The following is a 13,725-nucleotide window of genomic DNA, read 5'->3' on the forward strand; positions in this document are numbered from 1 at the left end:
CTCGCTTTACATAGCGTCAGCACACTATAACATGCCGCCATCTTAGGGGGCATGTTATGGCTGAGATTCTCTATACCAATCAGCGGGGCGTCAATGCTCCGCTTCACGTCTTCTTGTACCCGGCAAGTAACAAGATCGAAGAACCCACCAAGTATACCCTTGTTGCTCCTGATGTAGTCTTGAGCTCGTATGGCAATGTCGAGGGGTACCGGTTCATCCTGAATGGCGTTGGCTTCGGTTACGACGTCAATGATAATCCAATATCCGGCACGATTGAGAGCCTCGAGATCCAGGACGCGAGCGGCAATACGATTGCTACAGCGACAGGCATCAATAAATCTCTTGCGGATTTTTATACCACATTGATGAGCTCGGGGTCGGAGGATGCCATTGATGAGCTATTCTCGACCTCCGACCACTATATCGGAACTACGAGCATCGACCATCTACAAACCTCTGGAATGGGCGATACCCTCGAAGGCATGGATGGCGACGACTTCCTTACCGCTGATGAATCAAACGCTACCCTGATTGGGGGAGCCGGAGACGATGAGTTCATCATCAATGCTCAATCGACCCTCTCAGATATCGTTGTGATCGGCGGCAACGCGGATGGCACGAGCGTCGGCGACGAAATGGACACGGTGGTAATCCGGCAGAGCGTTGAGTTCGCGAAAATCGTCGCCATCGACGCGGTGGCATTCCTCGGCTCCGATTTGAAAGCGACCATCGGAACAGACATGCTAGGCCCCAATGGGCTTTCACCAACGCTGAGGGTGGGGGTGGCCCCAAGCACGGCAACCGCAACCCTTGTCATCAACCGGACAGGCACCGGAGCCGCCAACCTTGACCTTTCGGGGTGGACGGTCAGCACCAGACTGACAACGGAGGTCAACCTGCTCGCTGGGGATACGTCGCAGCACGATCAAGTCGTAGGCACAGTGAGCAGCGACATCATATCGGCCGGTGCTGGCAACGATACCATCGATGGCAGTCTGGGCAATGACACCTTGAAGGGTGGCGAAGGCGATGACCGGCTGATCAGCACAAGCACCAGAAACGTCACGGGAGGAGCGGTCGGCGAAGTCATCGACGGCGGGAGCGGTATCGATCTCGCTGTAATCGATCGAATGCGGAAGACAGAGGCGTTTGAATTCGACCTGACATCGCTTGGGCCGCAGAAGCTGGCGGATGGTACCGAGACTTCTGGAATCGAGCGTGTCGACTTTGTGGGCGGCTCGGGCAACGACAAGCTGACCGGCGGCGCTCTCGCCGACACGCTGGAAGGCTATCTCGGCGCTGACACCCTGAACGGCGGTGGTGGCGACGATGAGCTTTATGGCGGTAGCGGCATCGACTCCCTCATCGGCGGGACAGGCAACGATACCTTCCTGATCCGGGATGCCGGCGATACCATCGTGGAGGTGGCTGGCCAGGGCACCGATACCGTCCTGACCACCCTCGACTTCAGCCTTGCCGCGCTTGGAGCCGTCGAGAACCTGAAGGTCGAGAAGGCCGAGGACGTGACGGCCATCAGCCTCACCGGCAATGCCCTGGCGAATACGCTTGTCGGCAATGCGGGCAAGAACACCCTGAAGGGCTCGTCGGGCAACGACCGCCTCGAAGGGCTTCTGGGCGACGATCTGATCTATGGCGGGACCGGCAAGGACATTCTTGCCGGTGGCGCAGGCAAGGATCTGTTCGTTTTCGAAAGCCGCCCCAACAAGAAGACCAATGTCGATACGATCTTGGACTTCTCGGCCAAGGACGACACGATCCGCCTGGAGAACGCCATCTTCAAGGGCCTCAAGAAGACAGGGACCGTGTCCAAATCGGCTTTCGTGCTCGGCACCAAGGCCAAGGATGCGAACGACCGGATCCTCTACAACAAGAAGACCGGCGACGTGTTCTACGATGCGGACGGCACAGGCAGGAGCGCTGCGGTCAAGATCCTCAAGATCGCGGAGAAAGTCGCCCTCACGCACAAGGACTTTTTCGTGATCTGAGCCGGTTGGCGGGCGGGGCGTCCCGGACGAGGCTCAACGCGGGTCCGGGATCGCAGGCGGAACAGGGCGCGTGCCGCCTTCCGCTCGGGGAGGTTTAGGGCAGAGGCGTGAGCCCCGAGCCCATGCGTTCATGTCGCGCCCGCCATTCCGCCTTGAGCGGCATTAACCCCTTGCGCACCCCTCGCGGCTAGAAGGACAATATCGTCAACCGGAAGGAAGCAATGGCCGCTGCGATAGACCTGCATGCCTATCAGGAACCCATTCTCTTTCTGGCAACGGCAGGCATCGTCGTTCCCCTCTTTCATCGGCTGAGGATCAGTCCGGTGCTGGGGTTCCTGGCAGCCGGCGCGTTGCTGGGACCCTACGGGCTTGGCCGTCTCATCCCCGACCATCCCTGGGTCGACTGGCTCACCTTCACGAATCCGGAAGGCACATCCCGGCTCGCCGAATTCGGCGTGGTCTTCCTGCTCTTCACCATCGGCATCGAGCTGTCCTGGCAGCGCCTGCGCATCCTGCGCCGCCTTGTCTTCGGCTTCGGCACCCTTCAGGTTCTGCTGTGCACCATCGCCGTCGGGCTCTTCGCCTACAAGGTCGTCGACACCATCACGGCCGCCGCCCTGATCGGCATTGCGTTCGCCCTCTCCTCGACGGCCATCGTCCTGCCCGTGCTCGCGGAGCAGAAGCGGCTCAACACCACATCCGGACGCGCCACCTTCTCCGCCCTGCTCTTCCAGGATCTCGCGGTCGCCCCGATCCTGTTCACCATTGCGGCCCTGGACGCGCGCCTGCCCGAGGCGACCATCTTCTCGTTCCTACTCGCCCTCGGCCAGGCTGCCTTCGCGCTCGCGGTCATCGTCGGCATCGGGCGCCTGGTCCTCCGTCCATTCTTCCAGATGGTCACGGCCACCAGGAGCCCGGAACTCTTCATGGCAGCCTGCCTGCTGGTGGTGCTGGTCACGAGCCTGATTGCCGCGGTGAGCGGGCTGTCCATGGCGCTCGGCGCCTTCATCGCCGGCATTCTCCTGTCGGAGACCGAGTACCGTCGCGCCGTCGACACCACGATCCAGCCCTTCAAGGGCCTGCTGCTCGGCGTGTTCTTCGTTTCGGTGGGCATGAGCCTCGACATCTTCCAGTTTCTCGAGACGCCGCTGACGATCCTGGCCGTCGCGACCTTCCTGGTCGCGATCAAGAGCGTGATCATCTATTGGCTCAGCCGGCCATTCGGCCTGAACGCGGCAGAGGCGGCCGAGACGGCCCTGCTCCTGGGACCGGGCGGCGAGTTCGCCCTCGTCATCCTCGGCAGCGCCATCGCGGCAGGGCTCGTGCCCGAGGGAGTCGGGCAGAATCTCCTGCTCGTGACGACGCTCACCATGGTGGCCATCCCGTTTCTCGCCCGGTTGGCGCGCCGCCTGGGCCGGCAGCTCGAAAGGAAGCGCCCCACGGACCCGGCCGCTGCCGTTCCGCCGCCTCCGGAAGAGCCCGGGCGTGTCATCGTCGCCGGATACGGCCGCGTCGGGCAACTCGTCGGCGACATGCTCCAGCGCCACAAGGTGCCCTATCTCGCCATCGACATGGATCCGGCCCGCGTGGCCGAGCAGCGCAAGGCCGGCAAGCCGGTCTATTTCGGCGACGGCTCCTACCCGGAGTTCCTGCGCGCCTGCGGCATCGAGCAGGCCCGCGCCCTCGTCATCACCCTGGACACGCCGAGTTCCATCGGAGCGGTGGTCGCGGCAGCCCGGCAGGAGCGGGCCGACATCACCATCGTGTCCCGCGCCCGCGACGACAAGCACGCGGCCCAGCTCTACGACCTGGGCGTAGACGATGCCGTGCCGGAGACCATCGAGGCCTCCCTGCAGCTGAGCGAGGCGGTGCTGGCGGATATCGGCGTGCCCATGGGCCTCGTGATCGCCTCGATCCACGAGCGGCGGGATGAGTTCCGGGAAATCCTCAAGACGAAGAACACCCGCAAGCCCGACCGCATCGAGTTCCGGGCGCGGCGGACCATCGGGAAGTGACGGCTTCGGTCCGGCGCTGCCGATTGGCGCTTGACCTTCCCGGCCCTTGCGCGACATTGGCCGGATGTTCCTGACCTTCTTCACAGAGCTGCGCGCAGCCAAGGTGCCGGTCTCCTTCCGGGAGTACTTGGCCCTGCTGGAAGCGCTCGACCGGGACCTCGCCGACAAGAGCGTAGAGGAGTTCTACTATCTCTCCCGCGTCTGCCTGGTGAAGGACGAGCGGCACTTCGACAAGTTCGACCGGGTCTTCGCCCATGTGTTCAAGGGCCTCGAAAGCATGGGCCAGGCCGTCGAGGAGACCGGGATCCCTGAGGAATGGCTGCGCAAGCTCGCGGAGCGCTACCTCACCGACGAGGAGAAGCGCCAGATCGAGGCCATGGGCTGGGACAAGCTCTGGGAGAACCTGAAGAAGCGTCTCGACGAGCAGAAAGGGCGTCACCAGGGCGGCAACAAGTGGATCGGCACCGCCGGCACTTCGCCTTACGGCGCCTACGGCTACAACCCGGAAGGCGTGCGCATCGGCCAGGACAAGAACCGCAACTTCCGCGCCGTGAAGGTGTGGGACAAGCGCGATTTCAGGGATTTCGACGACAGCGTCGAACTCGGCGTGCGCAACATGCGCATCGCGCTCCGGCGCCTGCGCCGCTTCGCCCGCACCGGCTCGGCAGAAGAGCTCGACCTCGACGAGACGATCCACGAGACCGCCCACAAGGGCTATCTCGATGTGCGCCTGAGGCCGGAGCGCCGCAACGCCGTGAAGGTGCTGCTCTTTCTCGACGTCGGCGGCTCCATGGACTGGCACATCGAGATCGCCGAGGAGCTGTTCTCGGCCGCGCGGCTCGAGTTCAAGCATTTCGAGCACTTCTACTTCCACAACTGCGTCTACGAGAACGTGTGGAAGGAGAACCGCCGGCGCTTCGACGAGACAATCCCCACCCTCGACGTGATCCGCACCTACCCGTCCGACTACCGGGTGGTCTTCGTGGGCGACGCTTCCATGAGCCCCTACGAGGTCACGCATCCCGGCGGCTCCGTGGAGCACTGGAACGAGGAGTCCGGCCAGGCCTGGCTGCGGCGGATTCTCGATCACTTCCCCAAAGCCGTGTGGCTGAACCCGGTGCCGCAGCCGCACTGGGGCTATACGCAGTCGATCAATCTGATCCGCCAGACCTTCGGCGAGCGCATGTATCCGCTCAATCTCGAAGGCATCGACCACGCCATGCGCGAACTGGTACGTTGAACCGATGAAGCAGACCTACAGCCACAGCCCCAAGCCTTTCAGCGGGCCGATTTCCTTCACCCTCAAGGGCGACAAGCTCACGGTGGATACGGGCCGCAAGATGCACGAGGTCCAGCTCGGCGCCGTGGACACCGTGCGCATGACCTTCGAGCCCGGGCGGCTGGCGCAACGGTCCTTCCGCACAAAGGTCATTATGAAGGACGGCAAGTCCTTCACCTTCAACTCCCTCGACTGGAAGAGCCTCGTGGAGGCACAGGAACTGACCCGGGAGTACCGCGCCTTCGTGAAGGCCCTGTGCGAGGCCATCGTTCGGGCAAACCCCGAGGCGCGGTTCGTGGCCGGCAAGCCCATGGGCCTGTGGCTGCCGAGTTCGGCGCTCGCGGTCGCCTCGCTCCTGGCCATGGCCTATCTGGTCTGGCAGGCCTTCCAGATGGGAGCGACCCCGGTTGCGCTCCTGGGGATACTCCTGGCGGTCGTCGGCTACTGGCAGATCGAGCCGATGATCCGCCTCAACAAGCCCCGCCGCTTCCGCACGGAAGCGCTGCCGGAGGAGCTTTTGCCTAAGGCGGGTTGAACGCTCGCGCATCACCTTTCGTCGTCATGCCCGCACTTGTTGCGGGCATGACGACGGGAACTCACCCTGCCCTCACCACAAGCACCGAGCACCGGGCGTGGCGCACGATGGTGGAGGCGTTGGAGCCGAGCAGGTAGGTGGCCATGGTGGGCCGGTGCGAGCCGACCACGATGAGGTCGGCGCCGGTTTTCTCCGCCTCGTCCAGCACCTCGGCATAGACAGAGCCGAGACGGACCACCGCCGAGACGCGCTCGGCAGGAAGCGCGATGCCGGCCGCTATCTGGGCGAGCTTGGCCTCCGCCTGGCCCTGCTGCTCCTCGTCGAAGGCCGGCGGCATGAATTCCATGTAGGTCACAGGCACGATGGCGCGCACATAGATCAGGCGCAGGGAGCCGCCCGAGCCGTTGGCCAGCTCGACCGCCTTGTCGATGGCGGGCTGGGCCGCCTCCACGTCACCGAGTTCGACGGGAACCAGGATGGTCTTGAACATGGGTCTGCCTCCGGATCAGCCTTGCCGCGTGGGAGTGTGAACGACGAGGCCGTCGAGTTCCGGCCGCACACGGATCTGGCACGAGAGCCGCGAGTTCGGGCGCACGTCGTAGGCGAAGTCCAGCATGTCCTCCTCCATCGGCTGGGGCTGGCCCGTGGCGGCCTCCCACTCCTCGGCGACATAGACATGACACGTCGCGCAGGAGCAGGCGCCGCCGCACTCGGCCTCGATACCCGGAACGCCGTTGCGGATGGCGGTTTCCATGACGGTTGCGCCCTCCTCCGCCTCGACGGTGCGGGAGGTTCCTTCGGCATCGATGAACGTGATCTGGATCATTGCGGACCTCTGCTTGTCGGCGCATACTTATGACAGCCTGCATCGGAATACGAGAGACGGGCTCCATCTATGCCGTCTTTTTGCCGCATTGTGCCCCGTACTGCAGGTTACTAAGCCGTTAACGACGTTCGCAAGTGGCAGGGGACAATTGGTTTCCTTGTTTCAGTTCGGCCGCTAGAATTGCTTGGTAAATGACAGATTACCGTGCGGAAGTGCCTTTAGGTTCATCCGTAGCGGCTGAGGCCATGCATTCACCTTGCTTTTCGTGGATTGAGTGCGGCTTCAGAATCATCAGTTGCGTCACGAGGGCGGATCATGGCGACCGAGAACAAGAAGATGAAGGACCCGGCTGAGGCAGCCCTGACGGCTGTCGAGCAGGCACTGAACCTTGACGAGACTTTCGTGATCCACACTCCGGGTCGGTCAGGAGACAAGTCCTTTGGCGACAAGCCCTTCGGCGACGATCCCAAGCTGCCCGACATCGACGACCACGACTTCACCAAGGGCCCCTTCGGCCTTGGGTCGGATTCCCTTTCCGCGCAGGCCGACGATCACGATCCGCGGCTCGACGACATGGTCCGCTCCGGTTTCGTCGCCCCCGACCGGAATGCCGTCGCCAACGATGACCGCCAGAATGTCGGAGTGATGCTGCAGGCCCTTCAGGTTCGCCCCTCCCGCCGCGCCTACTGGATGGCGGCTCTCCTGTCCCTCCTGTGGCTCGGCGGCATCGGCGCCCTCGTCTACACCCAGGGTATCACCACACCCGAGCAGTTGCTCGCTGCCTTCTCCACATCCCAGCTGGCGCTGGGCGCCGTGGGCCTCGTGGCTCCGGTCTTCCTGTTCTTCATCGCCGCCATGCTCACCGTCCGCTCGCAGGAAATGAAGCTGGTGGCCCGCGCGGTCGGCGAGGTGGCCGCCCGCCTAGCCCAGCCCGAGAACTTCTCCACCGACGCCGTCCTCTCCGTCTCCCAGGCCGTGCGCCGCGAAGTGGCGGCCGTCGGCGACGGCGTCGAGCGGGCGCTCGCCCGTGCCGGCGAGCTCGAGACTCTCGTGCGCAGCGAAATCTCGACGCTGGAGCGCGCTTATTCCGACAACGAGATCCGCATCCGCTCCCTCATCGACGAGCTCGTGGCGCAGCGCGAGGCCATCGTGTCGAACGCGGAGCGCGTGCGCGGCTCGATCACCGGCGTGCATCAGAACCTGATCCAGGATCTGGACGGCGCCAGCGAGCGCGTCGTGTCCGCCGTGAGCGGCGCGGGCGACAAGGTCACCGCCTCGCTGGAGAAGCAGGGCGATCACATCACCCAGGCTCTCGGCCGCGCCGGCGAGCGCGTCGTCGAGGAGATGGCGAGCCGCGGCGTCGAGCTGGTCGAGCGCCTCGCAGGCTCCAGCGACGAGATCAAGAACGGCATCTCGGAAGTGGGCGTGACCATCACGACCGCCCTCGAGAGCAAGGCTCAGGACATCACCGGCGCCTTCGAGCGCACCGGCGACCTGCTGACCCGCCACCTGCAGGACGGTGCGAGCCAGGTGACCCGCACTCTGGCCGAGACCGGCCGCGGCGTGATCGACGCCCTCGCCCAGCAGGGCAACGACGTGCGCGAGGCCTTCGAGCAGACGGCCCGCACCCTGGAGGACAGCTTCACCCAGCGCGGCGCCGAGATCACCGAGAAGCTCGCTGCCACCGGCGGCGTGATCGCCGACGACATCTCCGCTCGCACGGCCGAGATGCGCGACCAGATCGCAGCAGCCGGCACATCCGTGAGCGAAGAGATCGTGACCCGCGGCACCCAGATGCGCGAGCAGCTCTCCGAGACCGGGACCACGCTGGTCCAGGCCCTCACCACCAGCAGCAGCACCGTGCGCGAGGAATTTGCCCTCACGGCCGGCTCGCTGATCGAAGAGCTTGCCACCCGCGGCAGCTCCCTGCGCGAGCAGCTTGCCGGCACCGGCGCCGGCGTCGTCGAGGAGATCGTTCTGCGCGGCAACGAGTTCCGCGAGAATCTGGCGGCCACCGCCGCGGACGTCACCCGCGAGATCGGCCAGCGCGGCACCGAGGTGCGGGAGCACCTTGAGGGCGCCGTACGGCTCGCCGACGAGTCCATCGGCACCCGTGTCGAGGATCTCGCCACGCGCCTCGAAAGCGCCAGCCTGCGCGTCAGCGAATCCGTCACGGTCCAGGGCCAGGCCCTCGAGACCAGCCTCACCCAGGCCGGCGAGCGCCTGTCGACCCTCATGGGGACCCAGGTGGAGGAGTTCCGCTCCGCGTTCGAACACCGCGGCCAGGAATTCTCCGAGACCCTGTCCCTTCACACCGAGGACGCGCAGACCCGTCTTGCCAACACGGCCAAGGAAATCGTGCTCGCCATCGCCAGCCAGGGCTCGCGCGTCAACGAGGCCCTCAACCGCACGGCCGAGACCCTGTCTACCACCGTCGACACCCGCACCCGCGAGATGGAAGAGACCCTCGTGGCCCGTCTCACGGCCCTGGAGGACGTCACCACCCGCGGCAGCGAAGTGGCCGAGCGCATCTCCCGCGACGTGGGTAGCATGACGGAAACCATCACCGGCCGCCTCGAAGAGATGGACCGCCTGATCACCGTCCAGGGTCGCACCGTAGCCGAGTCCTTCGCCGAACGTGCCCGCGAGGCGACCACCGCCATCGAGACGCAGCTCTCGGCTCTCGAAGAGCATGCCTCCCGCCGCACCACCGAGATCACGGCCAGCTTCGACACCATTGTCGAACGTGTCGACAGCGTGCTCGGCGCCCGCTCGACGGCCCTCAACGAGGCCCTCGTGGTGCGCACCGGCGAGATGGCCCGCGTCATGGCCGAAGGCGGCCGCGACGTGGCCACGGCCCTCCAGGCCCGCGTGGACGAGATCAGTCAGGCGATCACCGCCAAGACCAACGCCATCGCCGACACCCTGGCCTCCAGGGCCGAGCAGATCGGCCAGTCCCTCGACGGCCGCATCGCCTCCATCAACGAGGTCCTGGGCAGCCGTGCCGATGAGATCGCCGAGACCCTCGGCACCCGCGCCTTCGAGATCAACCAGACCCTGGGCAGCCGCGCGGAAGAGATCGCCGCGACCCTCGGCAGCCGTACCGAGGAGCTGGCCGCCGCTCTCAACCAGAGCGTCACGATGCTCGAGGATAGCGTCGTCAACCGTCTGACCGGCGCAGCAGAGACCATCGACGAGCGCGGCCAAGCCATTCTCGGCTCCCTCACCGGCCGCATCGGCGAGATCCGCTCGATCTTCGACACCGAGGGCGCCTCGCTCGTCGAGAGCCTGGGCAGCCGGGGAGAGGTCATCGGCCGCGAGGTTGCGGCCATCAGCGACACGACCCTGCGCAGCCTCGAAGAGCGCAGCAACGCCGTCATCGAGAGCCTGCAGGATCGAAGCACTACCCTCCTCTCGTCGCTCCAGGAGCGCACGATGGAGCTCACCGCTTCCTACATGCAGTCGTCCGAGGCCGTCCGCGTCTCGCTCAGCGAAGGAACCGAGCAGACGGTGGAGGCCCTCACCAGCGCGAACGAGCGCCTGCGGGGCGAGCTCACCGATGTGCTTGGCCGCCTGACCGACGCCAACCGCATGCTCCAGCAGGTGGCCGCTTCCGCCAGCAGCAATCTCGGCGCTGTCGAGGATGGCCTGGCCGGACGCGTCCTGCATATCGAGACGCTTCTCTCGGAGATCGCCACCCAGACGGGCCGCGCCTCCGACCAGGTGGCGGAGCAGGTCGACGAGTTGCGCAACGTGTCGTCGGGTGCGATCCAGCAGGCGCAGGAACTGGCCCGCAGCCTCGAGGAGCGCGGCCAGGCGCTCGCCAGCACCACGGGCGAGCAGACCCGCACCCTCACCGAGGCCGCGACTGCCCTGGAGCGCGTCGAGGCCCGCATGAACGAGGCTCTCTCCAGCCGCCAGCAGGCCTTGGACGAGCTCCTGACCCGGATCAGCGAGCGCTCGCAGGATCTCGAATCCGTGACCCGCTCCTTCACCACCCTGGTGGAGGGCTCGCTCCAGGACGCCGAGGCCAAGGCGCGCCAGATCGGCTCGGTTCTGGCCTCCGCGGCCGACACCACCACGACCGCCATCGGCGAGCAGTTCGAGCGCATCCGCGCTACCACCGGTGCGGAGAGCGAGCGGACGGCCGAGGCCCTGCGCGCCAGCTACGAGCAGGCGACCGCCGAGATGGCCGGCGCCTTGAGCAGCGCCACCACGAAGTTCCGCGACGCCATGGGCGAGCTGCGCGGCATGACGGGCCAGATCCAGCGCGAGCTGGAGGCCACCCGGGCCGAACTCCGCCGCGGCGTCGTCGAGCTGCCGCAGGAGACCCAGGAGACCACCGCCAACATGCGCCGCGTGGTCGCCGACCAGATCAAGGCTCTCAACGAGCTGTCCGCCCTGGTCTCGCGCTCCAACCGCCTCGTCGACGCAGCTCCCGCGGCCCAGCCGCGCAAGGCCGCCGTCAACGAGACCCCGGTCGCCGCGACCATGGCGGCGGTTGCCGCCGCGGTCGAGCAGCGCATCGCCCAGGCTCCGGCACCCGCCCCTGCGCCTGCCCCCGTGGCCCGTCAGGCCGAGCCGAAGCCTGCTCCCGCTCCGACGCCGGCCCCTGCTCCGGCGCCTGCGCGTCAGGCTGCTCCGGCGGCCGAGCGCCCGGCTCCCCGCCGTCAGGAGGCCCCCGCCCCTGAGGCCGGTGCCCGTGGCGGCTGGCTGTCGGACCTCCTGAACCGCGCCTCCCGCGAGGAGACGGTAGAACCGGCCCGCGGCAATGCAGGACGCACCGACCGTGCACGGGTCAACAGCCTCGAGTCGCTCGACTCGATCTCGGTCGACATCGCCCGCATGATCGACCATGACGCGGCCGTGGAGCTGTGGGACCGCTACCGCCGGGGCGAGAGCAACGTGTTCACCCGCCGGCTCTATACCCTTCAGGGTCAGCAGACCTTCGACGAGATCCGTCGCAAGTACGGCCGTGACGATGAGTTCCGGCAGACGGTAGACCGCTACGTGGAGGAGTTCGAGCGCCTGCTCGCCGAGGTCTCCCGCGACGACCGGGACTCCATGCTGACGAAGACCTACCTCACGTCGGAGACCGGCAAGGTCTATACGATGCTGGCCCACGCCAGCGGCCGGTTCGACTGAGCGGATCCCAGCCCATAGCCGAATACGAAAACGCGGCCTCTGGGACTTATGCCCTAAGCGTACATCGTAAGTGAGTGAGTGGCAAATAGATCAATATCTTCAGTGAATTGAGTAACATAATGTTGCGATGGATACATACATTGCAATACATCGTAATGCACGGAGCATGGAGGAATCCATGCTTCTTGTTTTTCAATCCCTCGGGATAGGTCTGGCCTTCATGGTTTTGGTGGCGAGCCGTAGTGGAGCGCCTGCTCGCCGATCACTGCGATGTCCGGGCGGCGCAATCTCAATCCTTTTGACGCCCACCAGTCGTGATTACTTGACTGACGTCCGTGGAGCCGACCAAGATTGTCCGGGAACAGCAGCCATACTTGAAATGACAGACTGCACGCATTCGATAACGCTTCTCGCTTAGCGAGCGGACGAAGGTGTCTCCGGCGCGGACCGCTTTCGCGGCCTAACAAGAAGATCGGCTGCCTCGACACCTAAAGCCTTGGCAAGCCGATCCACCACGTCAATGGTAGCCGCGTAGACACTGCGCTCGATCGAACTGATGTAGGTCCGGTCAATCTCCGCCCGATGGGCAAGCTCCTCCTGCGAAAGCCCAGCAGCCTTTCGGTATCTTCTTACATTCTTGGCGAGCACATCCCGGATCGACATACCCGAGATCGCACCGCCTTGTGGAGTATTCTTACACGGAGTATACTCTACAAAATGGTCTTACCCGCTGGAAACTGCCCCCTACCTCTCGGCATAGTCCCTTCCGAACCAGTCGAATGGTTTGCTGCTCATCTAACGCAGCCATTTCGGCTGGCTTACGGCTCGTGAAGGAGACATAGGATCGAATGACGTTTAGGCCCCTCATGAAGTGTTTCGATTACAGCCTGCCCGACTATCCGACCCTGGTCTTCAGCAGTTCGATCCAGGTTGTTGATCGGCAGATACCAGCCTACGAGATTCATATTTCGGCCGAGGGGCCGCTCCAAGCCCGTATGGACTGGCGCTACAGCTTCGAACAATGGTGTCGAGGACACGGGCGCATCCTCACAAGAAAGCGTCCCTACCAGAATACCTCGACAAGCAGCGCGGTACTGAAGGGAACCCCTGCGATTGTTGCTTACATCGTCGACTGGATCGGTCTCGAATGGTTGGAGCGCACCATGGAGGAAAGCACAGCCGACCAAGCGCCAACAGACGTGTCAGCTCTCTTCGTTCAGCAGCAGGAGCTTCTGAGCCTCGTCCATAAGATTGATGCTCGGACGAGAGTGGCGGATTACCGGGCTTGGGCGGCAGCGCGCGCGATGCTGGGGCTCCCCCTCCCGACCACAGAGCTGACGTCAGGCAACTGGGACCATCTTTTTGAGCAAGACCAGAAGAACACTTCTCGAAAGTAATACAATGCACCACACGCCTTTAGAGAACTGGAGCACAGCCCTTAATCGAGCTCTCCTTAAGTGGATCAATCGTTGAAGGTCTATCATGATCCTCAGGTATGCTCTCGGGCTCCTGATTCCCCCGGCCATCATGTTGGTGATCGGCTGGTACCTTGTGCAAACCGGGCACTTCAACGGTGTCGAGTTCTTGGCCTTTCTCGGCACGCCTGCTGCCGTGATGATTTTGGCGTGGGCCGCTGTTGTAGCCAGTGAGATCGCTAACCAACGAAGTGTAGGGCGACCGCAGCAAGTCCGTTCAAACAGGTTTCTTTTCTACTATCCTCTTGCTCCGGCCTTTTATCTGCTGGCTGGTGGGGGCGCCTTGTGGGCTGGCTGCATCAGTGAGGCGTATTTTATCGCTGTCGCTGGGACACCAGCCGCGGTCCTGACCCTGGCCTGGCTGGCCCTAGAGCACCGGACGATTACACGGACGCATATCCGGCTGCCTTGAGGAAGTTCCAACACTCCTGTGGCTCGAAGAGA

At 64.5% G+C, this 13,725-nt stretch carries 10 protein-coding genes; 7 read left to right on the forward strand and 3 right to left on the reverse strand.

Annotation, left to right across the window (positions count from 1 at the left end; all coding sequences use genetic code 11):
* Positions 1-56 precede the first annotated feature (56 nt).
* The 4 genes from JAO75_RS25255 to JAO75_RS20555 all read left to right on the forward strand — a co-directional run bounded on the left by JAO75_RS25255 (position 57) and on the right by JAO75_RS20555 (position 5,835).
* Positions 57-2,006 carry a calcium-binding protein gene (locus tag JAO75_RS25255; RefSeq protein ID WP_199051010.1) on the forward strand — a complete coding sequence of 650 codons (1,950 nt, stop codon included), beginning with the start codon at positions 57-59 and terminating at the stop codon, positions 2,004-2,006.
* A gap of 221 nt (positions 2,007-2,227) precedes the next feature.
* Positions 2,228-4,021, forward strand: coding sequence for a cation:proton antiporter domain-containing protein (locus JAO75_RS20545; protein WP_199051011.1), 1,794 nt, complete (start codon positions 2,228-2,230; stop codon positions 4,019-4,021).
* A gap of 64 nt (positions 4,022-4,085) precedes the next feature.
* The gene (locus tag JAO75_RS20550) at positions 4,086-5,261 is read left to right on the forward strand and encodes a vWA domain-containing protein (RefSeq protein ID WP_199051021.1); all 1,176 of its coding nucleotides are present in this window, start codon (positions 4,086-4,088) and stop codon (positions 5,259-5,261) included.
* A gap of 4 nt (positions 5,262-5,265) precedes the next feature.
* A complete protein-coding gene (locus tag JAO75_RS20555; RefSeq protein ID WP_199051012.1) occupies positions 5,266-5,835 on the forward strand; it encodes a hypothetical protein in 570 nt (189 codons plus the stop codon).
* 61 nt (positions 5,836-5,896) lie between these two features.
* Here the strand turns inward: JAO75_RS20555 and JAO75_RS20560 are convergent, their stop codons facing one another.
* Together JAO75_RS20560 and JAO75_RS20565 are read right to left on the reverse strand one after the other, a co-directional pair.
* On the reverse strand, positions 5,897-6,325 hold the full coding sequence (locus JAO75_RS20560) for a universal stress protein (RefSeq protein WP_199051013.1): 429 nt from the start codon (positions 6,323-6,325) through the stop codon (positions 5,897-5,899).
* Positions 6,326-6,340: 15 nt separating this feature from the next.
* On the reverse strand, positions 6,341-6,661 hold the full coding sequence (locus tag JAO75_RS20565; protein WP_199051014.1) for a 2Fe-2S iron-sulfur cluster-binding protein: 321 nt from the start codon (positions 6,659-6,661) through the stop codon (positions 6,341-6,343).
* A gap of 315 nt (positions 6,662-6,976) precedes the next feature.
* On the opposite strand from JAO75_RS20565, the gene JAO75_RS20570 reads away from it, so the two are divergent.
* Positions 6,977-11,806 carry an apolipoprotein A-IV repeat region-like domain-containing protein gene (locus tag JAO75_RS20570; protein WP_199051015.1) on the forward strand — a complete coding sequence of 1,610 codons (4,830 nt, stop codon included), beginning with the start codon at positions 6,977-6,979 and terminating at the stop codon, positions 11,804-11,806.
* Between the two features lie 414 nt (positions 11,807-12,220).
* Here JAO75_RS20570 and JAO75_RS20575 read toward each other — a convergent pair whose 3' ends face one another.
* Positions 12,221-12,469, reverse strand: coding sequence for a helix-turn-helix domain-containing protein (locus JAO75_RS20575; RefSeq protein ID WP_199051016.1), 249 nt, complete (start codon positions 12,467-12,469; stop codon positions 12,221-12,223).
* A 185-nt stretch (positions 12,470-12,654) separates the two neighbouring features.
* Between JAO75_RS20575 and JAO75_RS20580 the strand changes: the two genes are divergently transcribed.
* Both JAO75_RS20580 and JAO75_RS20585 read left to right on the forward strand, forming a co-directional pair.
* The gene (locus JAO75_RS20580) at positions 12,655-13,203 is read left to right on the forward strand and encodes a hypothetical protein (RefSeq protein WP_199051017.1); all 549 of its coding nucleotides are present in this window, start codon (positions 12,655-12,657) and stop codon (positions 13,201-13,203) included.
* An 85-nt stretch (positions 13,204-13,288) separates the two neighbouring features.
* Positions 13,289-13,693, forward strand: a complete 405-nt coding sequence (locus tag JAO75_RS20585) for a hypothetical protein (protein ID WP_199051018.1) — start codon at positions 13,289-13,291, stop codon at positions 13,691-13,693.
* Positions 13,694-13,725 lie beyond the last annotated feature (32 nt).

Origin of the sequence: Microvirga splendida (genome assembly GCF_016427565.1) — a bacterium.
GTDB classification, from domain to species: Bacteria; Pseudomonadota; Alphaproteobacteria; order Rhizobiales; family Beijerinckiaceae; genus Microvirga; species Microvirga splendida.

What these genes read in the sequence shown, in the direction of transcription:
- JAO75_RS20570 (WP_199051015.1), top strand. Translation starts at nt 6,977, where the DNA reads ATGGCGACCGAGAACAAGAAGATGAAGGACCCGGCTGAGGCAGCCCTG.
- JAO75_RS20545 (WP_199051011.1), top strand. Translation starts at nt 2,228, where the DNA reads ATGGCCGCTGCGATAGACCTGCATGCCTATCAGGAACCCATTCTCTTT.
- JAO75_RS20555 (WP_199051012.1), top strand. Translation starts at nt 5,266, where the DNA reads ATGAAGCAGACCTACAGCCACAGCCCCAAGCCTTTCAGCGGGCCGATT.
- JAO75_RS20565 (WP_199051014.1), bottom strand. Translation starts at nt 6,661, where the DNA reads ATGATCCAGATCACGTTCATCGATGCCGAAGGAACCTCCCGCACCGTC.
- JAO75_RS20580 (WP_199051017.1), top strand. Translation starts at nt 12,655, where the DNA reads ATGACGTTTAGGCCCCTCATGAAGTGTTTCGATTACAGCCTGCCCGAC.
- JAO75_RS20585 (WP_199051018.1), top strand. Translation starts at nt 13,289, where the DNA reads ATGATCCTCAGGTATGCTCTCGGGCTCCTGATTCCCCCGGCCATCATG.
- JAO75_RS20575 (WP_199051016.1), bottom strand. Translation starts at nt 12,469, where the DNA reads ATGTCGATCCGGGATGTGCTCGCCAAGAATGTAAGAAGATACCGAAAG.
- JAO75_RS25255 (WP_199051010.1), top strand. Translation starts at nt 57, where the DNA reads ATGGCTGAGATTCTCTATACCAATCAGCGGGGCGTCAATGCTCCGCTT.
- JAO75_RS20550 (WP_199051021.1), top strand. Translation starts at nt 4,086, where the DNA reads ATGTTCCTGACCTTCTTCACAGAGCTGCGCGCAGCCAAGGTGCCGGTC.
- JAO75_RS20560 (WP_199051013.1), bottom strand. Translation starts at nt 6,325, where the DNA reads ATGTTCAAGACCATCCTGGTTCCCGTCGAACTCGGTGACGTGGAGGCG.